Source organism: Emticicia sp. GW821-FHT11C11, from assembly GCF_058808615.1.
This window is the reverse complement of sequence record NZ_JBXARV010000001.1, coordinates 1,524,267-1,546,156: the sequence shown is the minus strand read 5'-3', so window position 1 is coordinate 1,546,156 and position 21,890 is coordinate 1,524,267. Positions and strand designations below refer to the sequence as shown.

19 protein-coding genes and 1 tRNA gene are annotated in these 21,890 nt (G+C 40.6%); 9 read left to right on the top strand and 11 right to left on the bottom strand.

Annotated features, from left to right (window positions below; all coding sequences use genetic code 11):
- The first annotated feature begins 4 nt into the window (after positions 1-4).
- Positions 5-1,438, top strand: coding sequence for a sensor histidine kinase (locus tag AC1RRY_RS06585; RefSeq protein WP_492817204.1), 1,434 nt, complete (start codon positions 5-7; stop codon positions 1,436-1,438).
- Between the two features lie 169 nt (positions 1,439-1,607).
- On the opposite strand, the gene AC1RRY_RS06580 is transcribed toward AC1RRY_RS06585, so the two are convergent.
- Complete coding sequence (locus tag AC1RRY_RS06580; protein WP_492817206.1) at positions 1,608-2,594, bottom strand: DUF4382 domain-containing protein; 987 nt, start codon at positions 2,592-2,594, stop codon at positions 1,608-1,610.
- Positions 2,595-2,923: 329 nt separating this feature from the next.
- Between AC1RRY_RS06580 and AC1RRY_RS06575 the strand changes: the two genes are divergently transcribed.
- A complete protein-coding gene (locus AC1RRY_RS06575) occupies positions 2,924-3,412 on the top strand; it encodes a hypothetical protein (protein WP_492817208.1) in 489 nt (162 codons plus the stop codon).
- A gap of 31 nt (positions 3,413-3,443) precedes the next feature.
- Here the strand turns inward: AC1RRY_RS06575 and chrA are convergent, their stop codons facing one another.
- On the bottom strand, positions 3,444-4,625 hold the full coding sequence (gene chrA, locus AC1RRY_RS06570; protein ID WP_492817210.1) for a chromate efflux transporter: 1,182 nt from the start codon (positions 4,623-4,625) through the stop codon (positions 3,444-3,446).
- 95 nt (positions 4,626-4,720) lie between these two features.
- Positions 4,721-5,677, bottom strand: a complete 957-nt coding sequence (locus AC1RRY_RS06565; protein ID WP_492817212.1) for an isopenicillin N synthase family dioxygenase — start codon at positions 5,675-5,677, stop codon at positions 4,721-4,723.
- Positions 5,678-5,833: 156 nt separating this feature from the next.
- Here AC1RRY_RS06565 and rpe point away from each other — a divergent pair, with 156 nt between their 5' ends.
- Complete coding sequence (gene rpe / locus AC1RRY_RS06560) at positions 5,834-6,505, top strand: ribulose-phosphate 3-epimerase (RefSeq protein ID WP_492817214.1); 672 nt, start codon at positions 5,834-5,836, stop codon at positions 6,503-6,505.
- Positions 6,506-6,518: 13 nt separating this feature from the next.
- Positions 6,519-8,258 (top strand): glycosyltransferase family 39 protein, encoded by a 1,740-nt coding sequence (locus AC1RRY_RS06555; protein ID WP_492817216.1) that lies wholly within the window; start codon positions 6,519-6,521, stop codon positions 8,256-8,258.
- Between the two features lie 53 nt (positions 8,259-8,311).
- Here the strand turns inward: AC1RRY_RS06555 and AC1RRY_RS06550 are convergent, their stop codons facing one another.
- Together AC1RRY_RS06550 and AC1RRY_RS06545 are read right to left on the bottom strand one after the other, a co-directional pair.
- A complete protein-coding gene (locus AC1RRY_RS06550) occupies positions 8,312-10,498 on the bottom strand; it encodes a S9 family peptidase (RefSeq protein WP_492819265.1) in 2,187 nt (728 codons plus the stop codon).
- Positions 10,499-10,721: 223 nt separating this feature from the next.
- Positions 10,722-11,597, bottom strand: a complete 876-nt coding sequence (locus AC1RRY_RS06545; RefSeq protein ID WP_492817218.1) for a DMT family transporter — start codon at positions 11,595-11,597, stop codon at positions 10,722-10,724.
- 201 nt (positions 11,598-11,798) lie between these two features.
- Here AC1RRY_RS06545 and AC1RRY_RS06540 point away from each other — a divergent pair, with 201 nt between their 5' ends.
- Complete coding sequence (locus tag AC1RRY_RS06540) at positions 11,799-12,182, top strand: hypothetical protein (protein WP_492817220.1); 384 nt, start codon at positions 11,799-11,801, stop codon at positions 12,180-12,182.
- A 143-nt stretch (positions 12,183-12,325) separates the two neighbouring features.
- On the opposite strand, the gene AC1RRY_RS06535 is transcribed toward AC1RRY_RS06540, so the two are convergent.
- The 5 genes from AC1RRY_RS06535 to AC1RRY_RS06515 form a co-directional block, all read right to left on the bottom strand.
- Entirely contained in the window at positions 12,326-13,363 is a 1,038-nt protein-coding gene (locus tag AC1RRY_RS06535) for a polysaccharide pyruvyl transferase family protein (protein ID WP_492817222.1), read from the bottom strand.
- Positions 13,364-13,700: 337 nt separating this feature from the next.
- A tRNA-Arg gene (locus tag AC1RRY_RS06530) sits at positions 13,701-13,774 on the bottom strand.
- Between the two features lie 59 nt (positions 13,775-13,833).
- Positions 13,834-14,139, bottom strand: a complete 306-nt coding sequence (gene nuoK, locus AC1RRY_RS06525; RefSeq protein WP_492817224.1) for an NADH-quinone oxidoreductase subunit NuoK — start codon at positions 14,137-14,139, stop codon at positions 13,834-13,836.
- A gap of 61 nt (positions 14,140-14,200) precedes the next feature.
- Positions 14,201-14,752 carry an NADH-quinone oxidoreductase subunit J family protein gene (locus tag AC1RRY_RS06520; protein ID WP_492817226.1) on the bottom strand — a complete coding sequence of 184 codons (552 nt, stop codon included), beginning with the start codon at positions 14,750-14,752 and terminating at the stop codon, positions 14,201-14,203.
- Between the two features lie 5 nt (positions 14,753-14,757).
- A complete protein-coding gene (locus AC1RRY_RS06515; RefSeq protein ID WP_492817228.1) occupies positions 14,758-16,167 on the bottom strand; it encodes a 4Fe-4S dicluster domain-containing protein in 1,410 nt (469 codons plus the stop codon).
- 216 nt (positions 16,168-16,383) lie between these two features.
- On the opposite strand from AC1RRY_RS06515, the gene AC1RRY_RS06510 reads away from it, so the two are divergent.
- Together AC1RRY_RS06510 and AC1RRY_RS06505 are read left to right on the top strand one after the other, a co-directional pair.
- On the top strand, positions 16,384-18,009 hold the full coding sequence (locus tag AC1RRY_RS06510) for an NAD(P)/FAD-dependent oxidoreductase (protein ID WP_492817230.1): 1,626 nt from the start codon (positions 16,384-16,386) through the stop codon (positions 18,007-18,009).
- A gap of 68 nt (positions 18,010-18,077) precedes the next feature.
- Complete coding sequence (locus AC1RRY_RS06505) at positions 18,078-18,707, top strand: NUDIX hydrolase (protein ID WP_492817232.1); 630 nt, start codon at positions 18,078-18,080, stop codon at positions 18,705-18,707.
- A gap of 91 nt (positions 18,708-18,798) precedes the next feature.
- Here the strand turns inward: AC1RRY_RS06505 and AC1RRY_RS06500 are convergent, their stop codons facing one another.
- Positions 18,799-19,473 carry a ClpP family protease gene (locus AC1RRY_RS06500; RefSeq protein ID WP_492817234.1) on the bottom strand — a complete coding sequence of 225 codons (675 nt, stop codon included), beginning with the start codon at positions 19,471-19,473 and terminating at the stop codon, positions 18,799-18,801.
- Positions 19,474-19,796: 323 nt separating this feature from the next.
- On the opposite strand from AC1RRY_RS06500, the gene AC1RRY_RS06495 reads away from it, so the two are divergent.
- Together AC1RRY_RS06495 and AC1RRY_RS06490 are read left to right on the top strand one after the other, a co-directional pair.
- The gene (locus tag AC1RRY_RS06495) at positions 19,797-20,180 is read left to right on the top strand and encodes a helix-turn-helix domain-containing protein (protein ID WP_492817236.1); all 384 of its coding nucleotides are present in this window, start codon (positions 19,797-19,799) and stop codon (positions 20,178-20,180) included.
- Positions 20,181-20,271: 91 nt separating this feature from the next.
- Positions 20,272-21,873, top strand: coding sequence for a sensor histidine kinase (locus AC1RRY_RS06490; protein ID WP_492817238.1), 1,602 nt, complete (start codon positions 20,272-20,274; stop codon positions 21,871-21,873).
- The last annotated feature ends 17 nt before the right edge of the window (positions 21,874-21,890 follow it).

The window sequence follows — 21,890 nt, the reverse complement described above, 5'->3', positions numbered from 1 at the left end:
ATTTATGCGCAAACCGTTCAGATACGTAACGATTTCGTTTATATCCTGTATTATCCTTTTGCTGATACTTACTATTGTTTCTTATGTGAAAGTACATCAGACACTGGCTTATATGGAAGATATAGAGCGCAATTATCAGGTGATGATGAAAGGAGAAGAGCTGATTTCAAGAATGAAAGATATGGAAGCGGGGTCGAGAGGATATTTACTGACACAACGCAATATATTTCTGAATCCTTACTATGATGCGTACAGGGTTATAGGTAAGATTATCAATGAGCTGGAAGACCTGGTAGAGCACAACGATGCCCAAACCCAGAGACTCACCCATTTGAAAAAACTGATTGCCGACAAAGTAAAAATTACCGAAGCAAATGTAAAGCTGGCCAGAGCAAGAGAACCCATAAGCTCTGAAAATCTGAAAGACGACAAACTCAAAATGGATGAGATAAGAAATACGATGAATCTCTTCCTCCTTACCGAAAAGCAATTTCTCAACAATAAGTATACCCTCAAAATAAGTAATGACAGGCATCTTCCAAGCTTTATTATAGCGTTGTCGGCTTCCTCAGCTTTGCTCCTGCTTGTTTCGTTTGGTTTTTTAATTTACGAACTCCGCAAGCGTATTAAGTTTCAGAAAGCGTTGGAAAATAACCTCGACAAACTGCAGCACATTAATTCAGAACTGGAACAGTTTGCCTATGTGGCTTCGCATGATTTGAAAGAACCATTAAGGAAAATCCGTGCCTTCAGTGGTATGCTGCAAAAAAGGCACTATGAAACACTTAATCAGGACGGGCAGGAATCACTCAATAAAATAGAGAAATCGGCCGAGCGCATGCAATTACTGATTGATGACTTGTTGACATTCTCAAGGACTGTCAACCATCATGACCAGGAGTTGGAGGTTATGGATCTGAACCTACTATTGGAAGAAGTAGGAAATGATCTTTCTTTGAGTATCGATGAGAAAAAGGCAAGGATTATCACAGAACAACTACCTGTTATTATGGGTATTCCGTTTCAGATTAAACAGTTGTTTTTTAATCTTCTGAGTAACTCTATTAAATTTGCCCGAAACGGAGTTAACCCCATTATTGAAATATCTTCAGAAGAAATGCATGGAAAAGATATTTTCTTTATTGAGGGTATCAGAGAAGAAAGCACTTTCTACCACATCTGTTTTCAGGACAACGGCATTGGCTTCGAGCCCAATTATGCTGAGAAAATATTTATCATTTTTCAGAGGTTACATGGCCGGCAGGAATATGAAGGAACGGGCATTGGCCTGGCTATATGCAAAAGGGTAATGGGGAATCATGACGGTTTTATTTTTGCAGAAGGTGAACTAAACAAGGGTTCCCGGTTCCATCTTTTCTTCCCGAAAACCCTGAACCTTGTAAAAAGCACCAAGATTGAAAAACTCCTTTCTATATAGATAACCGTTATTCCGATTATCTTCTTTATCATAATAGCTTTATAATACAAAAAGGCCGCTTAACGCGGCCTGATGCTAGAGCATAACTCTATTTAAAGTTAAATGTGTTTACCATATTCCGAACGATGCAACACATTTTGTTTTCAATATTTTTGGGTTACGCGATACTCTATAAATTTAATAGTGTATTAACTGATATCACAAGGCTTACATCGGCGTCAGATTTCAGAGCTATACTGCTTATATCAACATTGTTTTTACTCTGAAGATTTAAAAGTGCCTTTAGTCCGAAGAACCCTCCTGTTGGCTTGCTATACGACGCACAGTGTACTTCATAGTCGCCTTGTTCTATAAATGCTGCTTTAAAATTGCCATTGGCATCTACCTTTGCACTAGTTACGGCATTCTTGAACTGTATCTGGCTTTCACCTTGTCCCTGAGTTTCAGTAGCCTGGTTATAAGTACCTTTTTTGTATACGTACACTATCACATTACCCATAGTGGAAGCGTTATAATTATCAATTTTACCGCTGATATCACTTGACGACTTAGTTTCTACTGTACGAACAGACGATTGAATCTCGCCATAACTTACAAAAGAATAATTCGTCTGGCTACCTGAAGTTTCAGATTTAACCGCTTTTCTCAAGTCGAAGTCAAGTACTAAATCTGTTGTTTTTCCTCCTTCTACTGCAAAACTCTTCGCGGTTAATTCTATCGCATTCTGAGTGCTGCCACTCAATTGCAGTTTCTGTTTGGCGTTATCAGCTTTTTGAACATAACACCCCGGTGTTGCCCCCGATGCATCTTTTTCGTAATCTAATACCAGCGTTATTTTACTAAACGAACCGGCATTGAAATTCCCGTCTCCCAGGTTAAGAGAGTTCCCGTTTTGTAATTCTAATACGTTTACGGTTTTGGGTCCTTTGAAACCATCAAATGTCTTTCCATCTACTTTGATTTCGGTTACCGTAACAAAAACAGCTTTTACATCCGGTGAATCAATGGGAGAATCAGTAATACTAACTTTCAGTGTGCCATTTGTGCCATTGGGCGAATTTGGATCCGGGTCATTTGAGGATTCTTCGCAAGACATCTGGAAAAAGCCTATTGTACCAATAAGCACGGCGCTAAAAAACATTTTTGAAACTTTCATAAAATCAGGAATTAGTTAAAAATAAATGATAAAGTACATCGTGCTTCATAATCATTTATTGTGGATTTGTTAATTGTTATTAAATAAAATTACTTATCAGTTACTTGCCCCATCGGCTGAACTATCCTATAAAAACTTTATTCCAATTACAACTAATACAGTTAACGGTAATATAGAGGGTGTAGCTGTAGAATTATTTCCCCGCAATTCTGAAGAATTTCTACAAAACCAATACAATGGCCAATGAAAACTAATTGATAGCAGATTGGAATAGGATTTTAACGTTTATATACGCTAACATTTTATTTTAACTAATTTCACTAAGACCAATGATGCGTAAATTATTTTTGTTAACCGGTTTAGTTATTTTCTCGCTGGCAACAGCCTCGGCACAATCTGATTATAAAACAGGTGTCGGTCTTCGACTAAACTACGGGTATGGTTTGAGTATAAAACACAATATGACCGAGAGGAAATCGATAGAGGGTATTGTGTATACACGCTGGCGTGGAATTAACATTACAGGTTTATACGAGATTCATGCACCTGCATTTCAAACGGCAGGATGGAGATGGTATTATGGTGTTGGTGGGCACGTGGGTGTTTGGGGTAATGGCGCTCAATATGGCAACCCTTGGTTTGATAACGACGATTCGCATGCAATTGTAGGTGCCGACGGTATATTAGGCCTGGAGTATACGTTCAGAGAAATACCGCTCAATTTAAGTATTGACTGGAAACCGGCCATCAATCTGATTGGCTATCAGGGGCTTTGGTTAGACGATGTAGCCCTCACAGCCCGGTTCGCCATTAAATAGACTGTAGAATATCACAACTTTCACAACCACTTCAGGCGCTTATCCATCCCATAAGCAAGCCCCCTGTAATAATTAAATAAGCAGGAATCAAGCGGGTCTGGAGAAGAATGAGCGTAAGAATAATTGTCATAACCGATACTAAATCCACATACATAGGTTGAGACAAAGAAAATGCCGCCGCAGCCGTTAAACCGGTGCTGGCGGCATTTATGCCTTCCAGAGATGCTCTGATACCCCGGTATTTCTTCAGCTGGTCCCAGAAACGAATCACAAAGAATATCAGAAAAGTACCCGGCAGGAAAATACCTACGGTTGATACCAGACTACCCAATAACTCTCCGCTAATGCCCCAGTCACGCATGGACAGCGTACCTACAAAAGAAGATATTGAAAAAACCGGCCCCGGCGCTACTTCTACAATCGCCAGACCCGACAAAAACTCATCGGCTGTCAGATAATGTTTGAACTTCACAAACTCATTATACAAAAGCGGCTTTAAAATATGGCCTCCTCCAAAAGTAAGGCTCCCATTCCGATAAAAATTCTCAAATAAACGAATAGGCAAAGAGTGGGTGATAGCACCTAATGAGGCAGAAAACAATAGCACCCCAATCCATAAAAAGAAGTTACCCCATTGTATACGAATCGGTTCCTTCTGCATTTTTTCATGCTCATTAAATTTTAAAGCAGTAGCAAGGCCACCGAGTAATATCCAGATAGGTGTGATGTAAGGAGAAGGAAAGAGGTATCCGGCAATAGCAGCCAGTATCATTAACAATACACTTACCTGCGTTTTAATTACTTTCATGCCTATTGAATAAGCAGCGAAAATAATAAATGCCACACCCATTGGCTTAATAAATCGGGTCAGGTTAGCTAATTGGCCTTTTTCAATATACGTAATGCCTAGAGCAGCGAGTGTCATCAGAATGGCTCCCGGCAGTACCCAGATAAACAGAGTAACATAGGCAAGATTGGCACCTCCCAGGCGGAATCCTAAAGCGGTAATGGTTTGAGTAGAGGTAGGCCCGGGCAGAATCTGACAAAGAGATTGCAATTCCAGCAGTTCAGCTTCTGTCAGGTAATTTCTTTTTTTCACAAACCTGTCCAGAAACATAGTTAAATGCACCTGTGGCCCGCCAAAACAAGTGAGCGCAAGAATCATTACATCTTTTAAAAAAATGAGGTATCGAATCTGACGGGTTTTGTGCATTAAAATCTACGAGAGGTTTTGTTCAGTAAATAAAATAAAAATAGCACAGAAAACCCATATTATCTGTGCTACCCGGTTTTTTTTAACTACGAACCTTATTTTTTCAATCCCAGCTCTCTCAATCTTTCGTCCAGAAACTCACCGGCGGTCATATTTTCATAACGGCGCGGATTGTTTTCATCAATGCAACTTTCAAGACAGGTCAGGTTTGTTTCAGGTCTGGCATGCATAAAAAACGGAATAGAGAATCTCGAAGTCTTCATTTTTTCACGAGGTGGATTCACCACTCTATGAATAGTCGACTTCAGTTTATGATTAGTGAGGCGATCTAGCATATCACCCACGTTAATAATAATCTGGTCAGGCAATGCCGTTACTGCAATCCATTTGCCATCTAAACGCAACACTTCTAGCCCTTCAGCCGAAGCACCCATCAACAGGGTAATCAGGTTTATATCGCCATGTGCCGCTGCACGTACGGCTCCTTCAGGCAAAACATCAGGATTCTCGATCGGAAAATAATGCAGGGCTCTCAGAATACTGTCGCCGTTTCTTACTTTTCCTTCAAAATAATCTTCCGGCAACTCCAGATAAAGAGCAATGGCTCTCAATAAAGTTTTGCCTGTACTTTCAAAAGTTTTATAAACTTCAAGCGTATATGTTTCAAATGCCGGTACCTCTGTCGGGAAAACATTGCTTGGCATATTGCCTTCTGCAATGGGTTGACCCACATGATAAAACTCCTTTAAATCAGGGCGGTTATGTCCTTTGGCTGTTTCTTTTCCTTTACCCACATAGCCTCTCTGCCCCGCCAGCTCCGGAAACTCATATTTTGTTTTGAGTTCATCAGCCTGATAGAAAAACTTCTGAACAGCATCATAGAGTTTTCCTCTCAGCTCTTCAGTAAGGCCATGATTTTTAACCGCTACAAAGCCAATTGTATTAAAGGCGTTTCCTATATCTTGTACAAATTTAGCCTTACGCTCAGGGTTGCCTGATGTAAAATCAGCTAAATCTAATGACGGTATTTCGTCAAGCAGTGCTTGTTCCATAAGATGAAGTAATTTTTTACAAAATTAAGTATTTTCCTGCGTTTAAGATACAAACTCTACAGCTTTCTGCAAAAAACGGGCTCTTATTGAATGTCAGCGGCAAATAGTCTTTTCTTTACGGGGCGTTTTTAAAGGAAAATCTCCTACCTTTGCAGTATGAAAAATACGATTATAGCCCCCTCAGTTTTGGCGGCAGACTTTGCCAATTTACAAAGAGATGCCGAATTGCTGAATAATTCGGCGGCAGACTGGTTTCATATTGACATCATGGATGGCGTTTTTGTACCGAATATCTCTTTCGGAATGCCCGTATTAGAGGCCATTCAACGCCATGCAAAAAAACCTCTGGATGTACATCTGATGATCGTTCAGCCGGAAAGATATGTGGAAACGTTTAAAAAACTGGGAGCAGAAATCATTACTATACATTACGAGGCCTGCCCGCACCTGCATCGCAATTTACAGCAAATTAAAGCTTTAGGTTGCAAGGCAGGCGTTGCTCTTAATCCTCATACTCCTGTCAGTGTATTGGAAGATATTTTGCATGATATTGATCTGGTACTGATTATGTCGGTGAACCCCGGTTTTGGAGGACAAAAATTTATTGAGCATACGTACGAAAAGGTAAAAAAAGTTCGCAAAATGGCTGATGAACGTGGACTTGATACGATTATAGAAATAGACGGTGGGGTAACTACAGCCAATGCACGCGCTTTGGTAGAAGCAGGAGCCGATGCGCTAGTTGCTGGTAGTTTTGTGTTCAATTCTTCTGATCCTGCACAGACGATTCATGACCTGAAAGCAATTTGCAACACAACCATACAATAGTAACCTTGATATTATGGAAATCTTAACCCGAAAATCAACGTACATCGTATTAGCAGGTATTATGGTACTTGCTTTTTTGTTGCGTTTCTATAATATAGGCAGATACAGCCTGGCGGGAGATGAAAAATATTCGCTTTTTGTAAGCCAGTTTGTGAGTTATGAGGGAAATAACCAAAGGAATTCTGTCAGAAAACCTGACAGCCCCTATTTTACCCCTAAAGAATTCTGGTCTCAAAAAAACATCCATGATTTCTTCGACTCTATTGCTCGTATCGACACCGGCAATGGAGCTCTGTATACTTACTCTCTTCATTACTGGTCGGCATTAGTAGGGCTTGAAGATGGCAACCTCCGGTTCTTATCTCTACTATTCAATTTACTTACAGTCGGTCTGATTTTCGTTTTCGTCAAATCACATTTCAAATCTAACAATCTTGCATTACTGGCAGCTTTTTTATCTGCCATTTCACCTTTTTATATCAATTATTCTCAGATAGCCCGTAACTACGCGATGCTGTTTTTTTTCGCTTTGCTGGCTACCCATTTATTTCTGATAATTATTGAACGAGAAAAAACCAACCGCAGAAACAATGCCCTCTATTTTTTTTATGGGCTTTCTGCACTGGCCTGTGAGCTTTGCCATATATCGGCGTTTCCTATTTTTCTGATTCATGGGCTTTATGTGTTAATTTACGTTCGCCAGCTGAGAGTATGGATTGGTCTTAGTCTGGCTATGTTGATTCCGGCCTTGGGAGTTGTTGCCTGGCTTAAATCAGACGGAGGCAGATGGTTGTTTGACTATGTGCAGAATAGTGTAAAAACCTATAATTACATGGCCCGAACCTCGCCGGACGATTATCTGTCAGTAGCTACTCTGCCTAATATATTGAAACAACTGCGCTATGTAGTATTATCTACTTTGATTAGTGTTGAAGGGCTCTACTTATATTTAGTTGGAATAAAAAATGTTATTGTAGCAATTACAAGTGCTGCTATCGGGCTCGCCTGTTTCCGTTGGATATCATCTGACCGAATCAGGATAATTGTTATCGGTGCCTTATTAGTAATCGACCTCTTTCTTTACGATAAAGCCAGACTTCAGTTTACGGTGGTATCAATGAATATAGTGCTACTCGGCATTCTGATTAATTATCTGATCAAAAAGAATAACGCTAATCACTCATTAGTAGTGTTCCTTTCTTTATTGACGTTTCTGCCTTTCATTTTTTTGATTCTTTTTGCCTTGCAGGACGGCAATACCTTCCGGATTATGCCACGATACATAGGCTATGTATATGCATTTGGCATTATTCTGACAGCATTTCTTGTGAAGCAGATATTTCAGATACAATCAAATACCAAATACATCCTGCTTGCGCTCCTGGGCTTACAACTGCTATTGGTAGGTCGCGTCGTGACGAACATCTGGCGCGATAATCCCCCGCGTTATTTTATGAGTTTCGGCGAACCACGCAAAGAAAATCCTTATAAACTGGCCGCAGATAAAATCCAGAATCTTTATGCAAAAGGTGATACCGTCATTTACTGTTCTTACAAAGATCCTACACCCGGCGGACAAGCAATGCCGGAGTATTCGGCAGTAGATGCTCAGCTGACAAATTTTTACTTACCGAAAGACTCTGAAATCATTCAAAGAATTAATCCTTTCGAGCGGGATAAGATTATCTTGAAAAAGGCCGATGGAAAAGAGCTTGTTATTTTAGATTTGGAAGGATCAAAATACAGATATTGATTATCAAAAAAACCGCTTGTAACCAAGCGGTTTTTTTGATGTATTTAGCTATATCATCTTGCCCCGGGCGGACAATGCTGCTTCAGATAATTAGTAAACATGGTGTTTAAATGCGCTCTGGTTCCAGCGCCTTCATAAATACCGTGCGAGCGGTTCGGATAAGGCATAAACTGAAACTGGCGATTGTGTTTAATGAGTTCGTTAAGCAACACCTCAGCATTTTGATAATGCACGTTATCATCACCGGTGCCGTGGATATACAGCAGATTCCCTATCAGGTTTTTGGCATAAGTAACTGGGGAACCCTTGATGAAATCTTCTTTGTTTTCCTGTGGTAAGCCCATGTATCGCTCCTGATAAATATTATCGTAGTTTAATTGATTGGCCACTGCTGCTACAGAAATACCCGTTTTGTAAATTTCAGGAAATTGGAAAAGCAGATTCAGGGTACAAGACCCTCCCCCGCTCCAACCATGAACAGCTACACGTTCATTGTCAACAAATGGCCATTGCAAAATCTTTTTGGCAGCCATTGCCTGGTCACTCGTGTTTAATACGCCTATCTTTCTGTAGATAGATTTTCTCCAGAGCCGGCCTTTAGGCGCAGGAGTACCACGGTTATCGATAGACAGATAAATGTATCCGTCTGCTGCCATATCACCATTATAGAGTGCGTTACGGCCTACTCCAAAACGATCAGTAACTGTTTGTGATGCCGGTTCGCTGTAAACCATAAACACTATGGGATACTTTTTAGAAGGGTCAAAGTTTTTAGGTTTTGCCATCCATCCGTCCATTTCAACACCCTCTTCGGTTGTTATCCTGAAAAACTCAACATTTGATTTTTTCTTACGCTCAGGGTCTATTTTTTTGCTGATATCATTTTTAGAGTCCAATGGTTGATGCTCAGGTAAAGTAACCCATTCAACGGCAGTAGGTGTATAGTAATTGGAAAAACTATGGTAGGCGAATCTGGCATTGGGCGAAATCTGATACGAATGCGTACCTTCTTCAATGGCAGGGGAAATCCGCTCTGCTTCTCTGGTACCATCCAGTTTTGTACGATACAGATATTTTTGGGTGGCATTGGCAGGAGAAGCTATGAAATACACATATCCTCCGGCCTCGTCAATTTGTTCCGGGGTTATTACATCATAGTCTCCTTTAGTGATTAGCGTTTCTTTCTTTCCATCCCTTGTTATCCTGAACAGATGTCGCCAGCCATCTTTTTCACTTATCCAGACAAATTCTTTGCCATTACTCAACCAGTTCCATCCGGCAGGGTTGTCGTCCGTCCAGTGAGAGGTAATATCGACCCATGCTTCGTCTGTCTCTTCATAAAATGCGTTTACGGCACCCGTTGAGGCATTGGCATACATCAGTTTGCTATGATTCTGTTTGCGGTTGAGTTGTTGCAGAATCAGTTCGTTCGAATTCCCTGCCCAGTCCATTCGTGGAATATAATTCTGGCGGCTGTCACCCGGTACTTTCATCCAGGTTGTTTTGGCTGTCAGCACATTCACAACACCCACTTTGCATGCAGAAGGCGCCTCTCCTACTTTCGGGTACTCAACAGGTACCACAAATGAATAAGTAGAATCGGTATTATTCATCATATAAAAATCACGGACGGTATTGGCATCAATCTGCCAGTAGGCAATAGACTTGCTGTCGGGGCTCCAACGGAAACCGTCTCTGCAATCAAATTCTTCCTCATAAACCCAATCGAAGGTACCGTTAATCAATTTTTTAGTACCATTGGTTGACGTAAGCACTTTTGGTTTTCCTCCTGCCAAATCTTCTACATAAATATTATTCTTGCTCACATAGGCTGCTTTTTTACCATCCGGGGAAATCTTGGCAAACATCAGTGACGATTCAGGCAATGAGCCGCCCAGTTTTTTAAGTTCTTTGGTTGTCAGGTCGAGCACCCAGTAGTCACCTCTGGTTTCGTATCGCCACACGCGCTTTGCGTTTGTAAAAATCAGTAGTTTTTTCTGGTCGGCTGTAAAGCTGAAATCTTTCACAACAAGGGGCGTGATGCTCCCTTTAGGAGTCAGCAAGTCTTTACTAATAATAACACGTGCCTGCTGGGTAAGCAAATCGAATTTTACAATTTGTTGTTGTTCGGCAGAATAGTATCCGTTTCCGTCCGGAGTCCATTTAGAAGATTGACCCGGCTGAGCAGCAGCGTTAACTGCCCATATAATGATACAGATACTCAATAGTTTTCTGAACATAGTCTGATAAATGAAGGTTAATGTCTGAATGCTAAAATACATAAAAAAGCCTGTCTGCCACACAAATGCAGGTCCGATACAGATTAAAAATGCTGCAGAATCAGAAACAAGTATGACTCAGACATTTAGTTTATGTAAACAACGCTCTAAGTTATCGGCTAAATTCCGGCCAATGCTTACCCCAATATGGGTGAAATTACCATAACATTGCGCAGTCAATATCTTATTTCCGGCTGGTAAGCAAGATACCCAACAGGACCAGAGCGCCACCTGCGAGTGTAGGAATGGTGAGTTTTTCATCTAAAAATGTAACAGCAATCAATACAGCAAATACAGGAGTCAGGTTACCAATAATTGCCGATTTGGTAACACCTATTAACCGAACGGCCTCATAATACCAGATAAACCCTAAGGCTGTGGCAGCAGCCCCCATATACACCACAGATACATACGCCTGCCATTGGGCAGTAGCCATACGTGCCAGTAAATCATGCTGCAGGGCAGGGATAATTAAAACTACACAACCAATCAAAGCCGAAAAAGCGCTGAGAGTCAAAGCAGGCATGGTTTTCAATGCCATTTTTCCTGTTAGTGTGTAGGCTGTCCATGAGAATACAGCACCCAGAATAAACCACTCACCTATTCCCCAGGTGCTTTGCGCCAAGAGATTACTGAAGTCGCCTCTTACAATTACAAGCATGGCTCCGGCTATGGAAATCAGAATACCCAGCCATTTTAAAAACGTAACTTTTTCGCCAAAGAAAATGGCACTTCCGAGTGTGATGGTAATGGGTGCAAAAGCAATAATCAACGATGCCCGAACCGTGGGCATGTGTTGAATACCCATAAAGAAGCAAAGATTATAAAGCACTACACCTAAAAGGCCTGATATAGCGGCCCATTTCCATTGCGTGGCATTAAGCCGGGGCACTTTACCTTCCTGCTTATAAAGCATTGCCATTAAAATGGTGGCTCCAACAGTAAAACGCAAAAAAGCGGTTGATTGCGGGCCGAAAGACTGAACGGCTATTTTTCCGGCTGCGAAATTAGAACCCCAGAAAAACACGGTTGCAACCAGTTTAAGATATGTAGTACGCATGAAATTATTAATTCAAATGTTGTAGTCAGATGAGGAGCATTGTATTATTAGATACACTTTCGAAATTCATTTGGTTCGATTCGGTAAAATTTTCTACAGTACTGCCGGTCATGAGTATTTTCTATCGCAATTGGTATACCTTTTTAATCGATTTTAGCAGGAACAACAATTGTATATTGACAGGTATTAAATCTTACGACTATGGATACTACTATGGAACCGAAAAAAGAATATTCGGACAAAAGTACAGAAATGACTACAATGGTGACTATTCTGGAAAAATTAAGAAAGAAAGGCGTGGACAAGGAATTCCGTTGGACAACCAAAGGATTCCATATTGCCGATTCTGATACATATTTTAAACCGGAAGAGTTACAAATTATTAAGACATATCGTTTTGAAGGAGAATCAAGTCCTTCAGAATCATCAATTATTTATATCATTGAGTCGAAAGACGGCACTATCGGTTATACAATAGACGCCTACGGTGCCTATAGCAACCATGAAGATGAGGCAGGGTACGATGATTTTGTAAGGGAGATTCCGGTAATTGAAAAGGATGAGCGACTGATTTTTGAACCTTAATTTGTCTTCCTATATATATTTAATATATCTCAAGCAGGAGTAAGCATTTGATGTTTACTCCTATCTTCGTTCTGGAGTATTGTACTCTCTAATTCAAAAATGCGTAAAACCATTCAGAAATCGACTTGCCTACCGGTGAATGATTAGGAAAATATTTGCTTTTTTGATTTAACAAAATTCCGGCAAGATTCCGCCAGCCTCTCCTTTAATTTAAGATAATTGCCCTTATTCTTTATTATACTATTCCTGTTTATCTTTTGCCCCGATATTGGAAAATCAGCTGTTAATATTCCTTTATTATAATTAATAACATTAAATAGTTCCCTTATTCCCTCTAGTCTGCAGTAACTACTTTCAGATTGATTCAGGTTTTCTACAAATATTACCGGTGTCTCCATCGAAATCGAAGGTAACGCACAATGGATCCGATTAGTAACGACTAATTTCGCTCTCGCAAATCTGTTCAGTAAATAATCAGCATAACTGAATTTATCTTCCTCGGAGGAGAAATCTGATTCATAAGCCAGATTTTGTATATAAACTCCGTTTTCTAAAGTTTCGATGTCAAAAATCGCTTTATACGAATCAAAAAAAGCGGACATTTTTAACATGGACTTCAGGTCATTTTTTTTGTAATAAGAATTTGTTATTTTTCTGATAGCCTTAAAATTTGAAAGCAGAATTTTGAAATACTTAAACATGTTGGCTACATCTTTTTCTACCTCAAAATATGGGTCAACAAATAAAATCTCATCAGTTTTCTCTTCTGACTTATATGTATCTCCTAAAGTGAGTGTAAGACAACCGGAAAAATATGAATCGATTCCGTGCTCTTTTAAAAGCGCTGCGGTTGTTATATCTCTACAGCCTATTGGTTCATGTTTTTTCAGATACTGAATATTTTCAGGAATCAACAACTCTTTTCTAGCAGTAGAATTTAAATGAAATGAGACAAAAAAAGGCTCAATATCATTGCCAGGTGGCCAGTTTTGTGGTTCATGAGTAAACCAACCATTCATAATGAGTTTTATTTTCTCTCCGGCATAGGTATTCAGATTTTCCCGGCAAACAAATTGGTCAATGTCACCTAAGAATTGTTTAGCAGCTAAACTCTGTATATAATCACCGATGTTAATTGCACCATGTTTCCAGGGTACATAAGTTAATAGACCTTTTTTCATTTTTTATATGTAGATTCAATAATTTTTCTTTGGGCGCAGTAGAGTGCAACACTTCAATATCTGAGAAGGCTATTATATAGTCACACTTTAGTCGGTAATAGTCTGACTGGAAATACGAAAAGTGGATTTATACATTTACCAATCACTGCAATTTATTAAAAAAAAATTAAAATTTAAAAAAGGAGGAGTTGGAATGGAGCAAAAACTTTCCGGATCTATTTGCTATGACTTGTACGAAGAATCGAAGTTTTGTTATGATTGGTGTCTGATATTATTATAATATATATCAAGCAAAACGCCTTATAATCGAACGATTATAAGGCGTTTTTTGCTTCTGTGACCGCGAAGGGATTCAAACCCCTAGCCTTCTCATCCGTAGTGAGACGCTCTATTCAGTTGAGCTACGCAGCCATATTCCCGATTTGGGACTGCAAAGGTAGCAAGTCTCTTTATATTTGTCAAATACTTTTTTACTTTTTTAATTCACTCACAGAGTCTAAATCAATATTCTTGAAATAATCATATATTTTCAAAATTATTGCCAATGCTACTGTGATTTCAGCAGCAGCTACCACCATTACAAACAAAGCAAACATCTGTCCCTGCAAACGATCAGGGTCATATTGGCTAAAGGCAACCAGATTCAGATTCACTGCATTCAGCATCAGTTCTATGCCCATCAATACCAATATGGCATTACGCTTGGTTACTGCTACAGCCAAACCAATCGAAAATAATACTGCCCCAATAATGAGGTAATTCTGAATATAAATCATCTATTTATCTTTAACAATCCTGAATGGTGAATTACGGACTAGTGAATTAGCCGTTTCAGGATTATACTTTATCTTTTTTTGCAATATAGGCTGCCCCTACCAGTGTAGCCAGTAAAAGTAAGCCTATCACCTCAAATGTCAGCACATAATTGGTCATCAGTTCTACTCCTATTTTATTGACTGTGCTTCCCTGTAAAGTCCGTTTGTTAATCAAATGAAAATTGGCGGTAAAAATCACTTTCAAAAAGCCCAGAAACAGTAGCCCGGCCACTATTGCCACCCAAAAGCGATTATGATGGCCCACCAGTATTTTATTTAGCTGTCCACTGGTTTGCTGCTCTTTCTTCTTGTTGGTAAGCATGATACCAAAAATCATCAGGATGAGGATTCCCCCGACATAAATCATAATCTGGCTGACGGCCAGAAAATCAGCTCCGGCAAAAACATATAAACCTGCCACTCCTAAAAGTGTTACCAAAAGGCTGAAAGCAGCGTAGAGTACATTTTTTGTAAATAATAAATAGAGTGCCCCGCCTATAGTGACAACCGCAAAACCAAAGAATGAGATTTGCAACACCAATTGCTGATCAATATTTTTAGATATATCTTCCAAATTAACTATTCTGGCTTTTTAGGTTGAATTTTCATCGTTGGCTTGAAAACCGGCTTGGGCTTCGGGGCTTCTTCCTCCTTTTTTTCGTCTTCCTCTGCTGTTTTTCCAAACTCAAGAGATATCTGCTTTGCTTCCGGTTTAACGACAGGTCTGGAAACCGGCTTAGGCTTTGATGCTTTTTCTTCTTTGGTTTCCCCAAGCTCAAACAATGTTGGTTTGGCTTCGCTTTTAAATTCAAGCTTTGGTGCTTCTTCTACAGGTGTTGTTTCCTCCGGAACTATATTTTCAGGCTCAACTATAGCAGGTTTTGATGCTGTTTTGAATACAGGTTTGAACGACGGCTTAGGCTTCGGTGCTTCTTCTATCGGTGTTGCTCCTTCCGGAACTATATTTTCAGGTTCAACCGTAGCAGGTTTCGCTGCCGTTTTGAATACAGGTTTGAATGACGGTCTAGACTTCTGTGCTTCTTCTGTTGGTACCGTTTCTTCCGGAACTATATTTTCAGGTTCAACCGTAGCAGGTTTTGCTGCCGTTTTAAATACAGGTTTGAACGACGACTTAGGCTTCGGCGCTTCTTCTATCGGCGCTGTTTCCTCCGGAACTATCTTTTCGGGCTCAATTGTATCGGATTTTGCTGCTGTTTTGAATACAGGCTTGAACGACGGCTTAGGATTCGGTGCTTCCTCTGCCGGTGTCGTTTCTTCTTCTACCTCTCTTTCAATTTCCGCCGGTTTCTTCATTACCGGTTTAAATGCAGGTTTCGGGGTTTCCTCATTTGCCTTTTCTTTATCTACCGTTTTTTCATCTTCAACGGCAGGCTTCATCACTGGTTTGAAAGCAGGTTTAAAGGCCGGTTTTGGTTTGTCCGTGAGCGGCTGTTCTGCAGGTGCCTTCTCTTTAGGTGCAGATTTTAAAGCTTCCTTCTCTGCTACAAACTGTTCATATAATTTTCTCTTTTCGTCAGCTGCCTGTGGCGACAGGTTCGAAAATTCAAAATTCATCTGGGTGATATCAACCACACTGAAATCATACTCGCTGGTCATGGTCAGGCATTCTGTCGGGCACACAGTGGTGCAGAGTCCGCAGAAACAGCACTTGGCCATGTCGATATCAAATTTGGCTGCGTATAAACGTATCGGCGAACCGTCAGAGGCATAACTGATAATTTCCGAAGATTTAATAGGCTCAATATCAATGCAATCAACCGGACAAATCTTGGCACATTTATCACATACAATGCAATCGTCTATCTCACAATCCAACTGGTATCGTCCGTTATCAGGTACTGCCATCAGCTCATGCGGAAACTGCAGGGTTGCTATTCCGACGTCCTGCAGGAAATAATCCGGGTTTTGTACCGATATAGGTTTCCTGCTATGCCGGGCATTCAGGAAATGCCGGAACGTAAGGCTCATGCCTTTTACCGTGGTTTTTATTCCAAGTTGTATATCTCTAAAATATCCCATTACTATATGCTCCCTATCGGCTAAATCCTAACGCAAATATAAACCCAAATTTGCCATTTAATCTTTAAAACCCTAATTTTGACAAAAAGATTTGCTTCAACAAAATTTACTGCTAAAAGTAAATCTTGTTTTACATACAATTTAAAGGATAAACACCTTTCTGGAATGCGACAATTATTAACACTTACCTTAGAGCCTGAAGTAGCTCTTGACGATACTGCTTTACGCCAGTTCATTCTTCGCCAGGTTTCATTACCTGATACTACCGAAGATGTCTACATTCAGAAACTCCGACAGTCTATTGATGCCCGTAACCGTCAGGTAAAGGTCAACCTGGAGCTAGAGTTATTTGTAGGTGAAAAACCGGTACCGGTAATGGAGTTTCAGAAAAACTATCCTGACGTAAGCAATCATAAACAAGCCATTGTTGTAGGTGCAGGGCCGGCCGGTTTGTTTGCAGCCTTGCGACTGATAGAACTAGGAATTAAACCCATTGTTTTAGAAAGAGGTAAAGACGTGCAGGCGCGACGACGAGACTTGTCTGCCATTAATAAAGAACACATTGTCAATCCTGATTCCAACTATTGCTTTGGAGAAGGCGGCGCCGGTACGTACTCAGATGGAAAGCTTTATACACGCTCAAAAAAACGTGGAGATGTACGAAGAATTCTTGAAATACTGGTGGCACATGGTTCCACTTCTCAGATTCTGGTAGACACGCACCCCCATATAGGTACCAACAAGCTGCCCAATGTTGTGGCCGATTTACGTAACAGCATACTGGCGGCAGGTGGAGAAATTCACTTCAATACAAGAGTAAGCGATTTAAATATTGTCAATAATCAAATAAAAGGAGTTGTTACTTCTGACGGACAGGAGTTTCCGGGTCTGGCGGTGATTCTGGCTACTGGCCACTCCGCAAGAGATATTTTTGAGCTTTTACACAGGAAAAATATTCTGATTGAAGCCAAGCCTTTTGCTATGGGGGTGCGTATTGAACACCCGCAATCATTAATAGACCAACACCAATATCACCGTGCGGAAAGAGGCATTCTACCGGCAGCTTCATACAGTCTTGTAGCACAAACACATTATAAAAATGTGCAAAGAGGAGTATTCAGCTTTTGTATGTGTCCGGGTGGGTTTATAGTTCCGTCAGCAACAGATGAGGGCGAACTGGTTGTAAATGGTATGTCGCCCAACAGAAGAGACTCCAAGTATGCCAATTCGGGTATCGTAGTGGCTATTAATGAAGCTGATTGGCAGAAAAACAAAAGTTTAGGCCCGCTTGCAGGTCTGGAACTACAAAAGGAAGTGGAACAACGGGCTTTTCAATATGCAGTAAAGAGCCGGCAGTTTGCTTTAATGAATCAGGATAAAAGTCCGGATGATACACCACATTGCCAGCTTGCTCCTTCCCAAAGGTTGTTTGATTTTCTGAACGGGAAGATATCAGCTACCCTCAACCCTTCTTCCTATCAACCGGGTTTAACGTCATCAGATATGACAGAAGTGCTGCCTGATATCATCGCCCAACCGCTTCAGGATGGTTTCCGTCAATTCGGAAAGATGATTAAAGGCTATGTAACAAACGAAGCACAACTGATCGGCATTGAGAGCCGAACCTCCTCGCCGGTCAGAATTCCACGAGATAAAGACTCACTTGAACATCTGCAAATCAAAGGACTTTTCCCGTGTGGAGAAGGCGCAGGTTTTGCCGGTGGCATCGTATCGGCAGCGATGGACGGCGAGCGATGTGCTGAGCAATTGGCCCGACTTTATGGCAATTAAGGTTTAATTTTGAAGTTTTTTGCCTATATTGCAAAAACTATATATAAACCTAAAGACCCTATAACACCGTGAATTTCGCTGAATTCATCAGTAAACTTTCCTATCGACTAACCAATCATCCACTGCCGGGTCATGATGAAATCGTGAGAAAGATGTCTCCTAACCGGATGCGACTGAAAGGAGAACCCAATGAAACCACTCGTAGAAGCGGCGTATTGATTTTGTTTTATCCTAAAGGAGAAGACATCTTTGTGCCGCTCATACTGCGACCGCAATATGATGGAGTACATGGTGGGCAAATGGCGTTCCCCGGCGGAAGAGCAGAACTAAAAGACAAAACGATTCAGCATACAGCTCTCAGAGAAGCGCAGGAAGAAATCGGCATTAAGGCATCAGATGTGAAAGTTCTAGGAAACCTGACCGAACTTTACATTGCCCCTTCCAATCTGCTTTGCCAGCCGGTTCTGGGCTATATCAACTATAAACCTGATTTTTATCCCGACGAACGTGAAGTAGCCGCTATTCTTGAAATACCACTATCTGTTTTTACTAATCCTGATACCGTACAAACCCGTATGGTTGAAACCAGAGGATACAAATTTGAAACACCGGGCTTTGTAGTACAAGAACAGATTGTGTGGGGTGCAACAGCCATGATGACAGCCGAATTGGTGGAGATAATTAACGAATTGGAGTAATTGTAATATCTGCAGATTAACATAAAAAGGACTTCCCTGGTTAATTGCCAAGGGAAGTCCTTTTTATGTATTCTATCTGCTATCGTACCGATTACTTATCACGATACAACACCTCGTCAATCAAACCATACTCTTTTGCTTCTTCGGCTTTCATCCAGTAGTCACGGTCTGAATCCAATTCAATTTGTTCCAGAGTTTTACCGGTGTGATTCGCCAGAATTTCATACAGTTCTTTGCGAAGTTTAATGATTTCTTTCACAGTGATTTCCATGTCGCGAGACTGGCCTTGTGCTCCACCGCTTGGTTGGTGAATCATGACACGGGCATGAGGTAAAGCAGAACGCTTACCGGCTGCACCACCTGCCAACAACACCGCACCCATAGAAGCCGCTAATGAAGTACAGATAGTGGCCACATCAGGGCGCACATACTGCATGGTATCATACATACCTAGTCCGGCGTATACCGAGCCCCCCGGGCTATTAATATACATCAAAACATCTTTTTTTGCATCAACCGACTCCAGGAATAACAACTGAGCCACTACTACGTTTGCCACGTAATCGTCTACACCAGTACCAAGGAAAATGATTCTGTCCATAATCAGACGCGAAAACACATCAATGGCTGCAAAACGCATCGGACGCTCTTCAATGATGTTGGGCGTCATGCTAGTAACATTATGTTTCATGTAGTCATCAAGTGCTAAACCACTCATACCCATGTGGTTTACAGCATACTTACGAAATTCTTCTCCAAAATGCATAATAAAATCGTCTATTAATTTTCTGTTTATTTATACTTCAACACGAAACCATAGTGTGAAGTTCGGTTTAAAGAACTTTCTATATTTTCGTTTTGTTCGATACAAAGATGTAATTTCTTTCAGTAAATTGTAGTCAGAAATACAGATATTTTATCGGAAATTCCGATTTCCGAACGCGAATAAGAGCAAAAGGACTATTCTACTACCAATTAAAGATAACATCAGGCTGATTTTGAACACTTTATCATATAAAAAACGTTTATATCAAAAGGTAACTTTCACTACACTATTATCATTGTACCGTTTCTCTTGCAATTACAACTATGAATATAGGAGAAAAAATTCGTCAGGCACGCCAACAAAAAGGATTTTCGCAGGAAAACATGGCCGATATGCTGGGGATTTCTACCACAGCCTATGGCGACATTGAGCGTAACAAAACCGAACTCACTATTGCCCGCGCCACTGAAATAGCCAATCTGCTACAAATAAATATAATGGAACTGATGGGGGTAGAACTACATCCCATTGATTTCAGCATGGAAAAACTCCAACTGGAAAACGACAAGCTCAAAGCTGATGTAGAAAAGTGGCAGTTGGCAGCACACTACTGGCGCGAGAAATTTGATCAACAACGTTTGCTGGGTGATTTGCTGCGCATCGGCACACAACAACCAGAGCAAGAACGACAAAAGATTGGCTTCTGAGAAATTCATCACATTTTCGGGTAGTTTCACAACATTATCGGCTTGAGTAAATGATTGAAACATAGCTTTGTTGAAAAATTAAGAAAAAGCTATGCAATCATTTCAAAAGTTCAGACGCTACGAGTTTTGGTTTATCCTACTGTCATTCATCATTTACATCACGCGCCGTCTGTTTCAAATGGCGGGCAGGTTCGACAGTGATGTCGAACTTGCCGAAAGAGCTGTCCGCAATGCAACTGCCTCTGCCACTCCAAGGTCGATACACACTATCTGGCAAAACCTTGCCCCTTACAATCATGAGTTGAACACCATTTTCCCGACCATTGCCGGGGGTGTATTCTTCTTTCTGGCATGGACTATTTTTCATTATCTGGTGTATCCACGATGGAAAGCCAAACAGGAACAGAATCTGGTTTTCGCTTACCTGTTTCTAACGGTTCTGTTCAGTGCAGCCAGTATTTTTTTCTATGACTACTTCAAGCTTTACTGGCGTTTTAAATTAGACTCCTCAGGGCAAATTTTCGGTTTCAAGGTTTACTCTTTTTTCCGCAAAGCGCATTTGCTGAGCAATATTATTGCCGTTTTGGTTATCATCGGTATGTATGAGGCAGTAGCACAATTCTATTATTTCATTAAAACCAAGCTATCCGAGGAACCAGAGAAAAACTACCAGTATCTTGATTATCTGCTGGTTACCTTTATGTCGATCTCTATTCTGTTTTTTGCACTAACGGGTCAATTGCCCATCAGTTTCTGGGACGGCAACATGAAAGAAATAGTCTATCTATCTATACTTTTGGGTACCATCTACCTGGCTCAGGGAATTTTCCTCAGCAAGGTGATGCCCTACATCTCGAATCCAAATTCTAAAGAATTTACAGCAGGCTTCCTTATTTTTCTGATTACATGTGGCATCGGGAGCCTTGTTTTCTATATTGTTCTCATGATTTACCGCACTTCCCGGGGGTATTTAAGACTCGGTCCTAATATAGAAGAACTATTCCTGACCTTCGTTTTACTGGTTATTTCATCGGCCGTTGTGGCTTTTCTCAGAAGTGTTTTTTTCAAAGAAAAAATACAGTTGACCCAACTTTTTACTCAAAAAACTGCCGAGCTATCATCATTAAGATCTCAGATAAATCCGCATTTTCTGTTTAATGCTTTGAATACTCTCTATTCGGTTTCGCTGAAAGAAAACGCTGAAAAAACGGCCGACGGCATACAAAAACTGGGGGATATGATGCGCTTTATGCTGAACGAAAACAACCAGGATCGTATTCCGCTCAGTAAGGAAATTGAGTATCTGCAAAACTACATTGAGATACAACAGATGCGCATTGCGGAGTCGGACAACATCGAAATAAAAGTGAATATTCAACCGACCGAACGTGAAATATTCATTGCGCCTATGCTACTGAATCCATTCATAGAAAATGCCTTTAAACATGGTATCAGTTTCAGGAATCCTTCATGGATTTATATCACATTGACAACCGATGATACCAAACTGTATTTCAAGGTTCATAATTCGCTTCATGCCAAATCAGAAATTGACCCCGAAAAAGACAGTAATGGAATCGGACTGGAAAACGTAAAAAAGCGATTGGAATTGATTTACAAAAACCGCCATACGCTTGACATCCAGCAAAGCGAACAGGATTTCTTTGTTTCATTAACTATCACCTACTGGTGATTCTATCAAAAAAAATT

Excerpts from the sequence above, each read along its gene's own strand:
- AC1RRY_RS06585 (WP_492817204.1), top strand. The coding sequence starts at position 5 with ATGCGCAAACCGTTCAGATACGTAACGATTTCGTTTATATCCTGTATT.
- AC1RRY_RS06575 (WP_492817208.1), top strand. The coding sequence starts at position 2,924 with ATGATGCGTAAATTATTTTTGTTAACCGGTTTAGTTATTTTCTCGCTG.
- AC1RRY_RS06540 (WP_492817220.1), top strand. The coding sequence starts at position 11,799 with ATGGATACTACTATGGAACCGAAAAAAGAATATTCGGACAAAAGTACA.
- AC1RRY_RS06510 (WP_492817230.1), top strand. The coding sequence starts at position 16,384 with ATGCGACAATTATTAACACTTACCTTAGAGCCTGAAGTAGCTCTTGAC.
- AC1RRY_RS06500 (WP_492817234.1), bottom strand. The coding sequence starts at position 19,473 with ATGCATTTTGGAGAAGAATTTCGTAAGTATGCTGTAAACCACATGGGT.
- AC1RRY_RS06535 (WP_492817222.1), bottom strand. The coding sequence starts at position 13,363 with ATGAAAAAAGGTCTATTAACTTATGTACCCTGGAAACATGGTGCAATT.
- AC1RRY_RS06565 (WP_492817212.1), bottom strand. The coding sequence starts at position 5,677 with ATGGAACAAGCACTGCTTGACGAAATACCGTCATTAGATTTAGCTGAT.
- chrA (WP_492817210.1), bottom strand. The coding sequence starts at position 4,625 with ATGCACAAAACCCGTCAGATTCGATACCTCATTTTTTTAAAAGATGTA.
- AC1RRY_RS06580 (WP_492817206.1), bottom strand. The coding sequence starts at position 2,594 with ATGAAAGTTTCAAAAATGTTTTTTAGCGCCGTGCTTATTGGTACAATA.
- nuoK (WP_492817224.1), bottom strand. The coding sequence starts at position 14,139 with ATGATTTATATTCAGAATTACCTCATTATTGGGGCAGTATTATTTTCG.
- AC1RRY_RS06490 (WP_492817238.1), top strand. The coding sequence starts at position 20,272 with ATGCAATCATTTCAAAAGTTCAGACGCTACGAGTTTTGGTTTATCCTA.
- rpe (WP_492817214.1), top strand. The coding sequence starts at position 5,834 with ATGAAAAATACGATTATAGCCCCCTCAGTTTTGGCGGCAGACTTTGCC.
- AC1RRY_RS06495 (WP_492817236.1), top strand. The coding sequence starts at position 19,797 with ATGAATATAGGAGAAAAAATTCGTCAGGCACGCCAACAAAAAGGATTT.
- AC1RRY_RS06545 (WP_492817218.1), bottom strand. The coding sequence starts at position 11,597 with ATGCGTACTACATATCTTAAACTGGTTGCAACCGTGTTTTTCTGGGGT.
- AC1RRY_RS06515 (WP_492817228.1), bottom strand. The coding sequence starts at position 16,167 with ATGAGCCTTACGTTCCGGCATTTCCTGAATGCCCGGCATAGCAGGAAA.
- AC1RRY_RS06555 (WP_492817216.1), top strand. The coding sequence starts at position 6,519 with ATGGAAATCTTAACCCGAAAATCAACGTACATCGTATTAGCAGGTATT.
- AC1RRY_RS06550 (WP_492819265.1), bottom strand. The coding sequence starts at position 10,498 with ATGTTCAGAAAACTATTGAGTATCTGTATCATTATATGGGCAGTTAAC.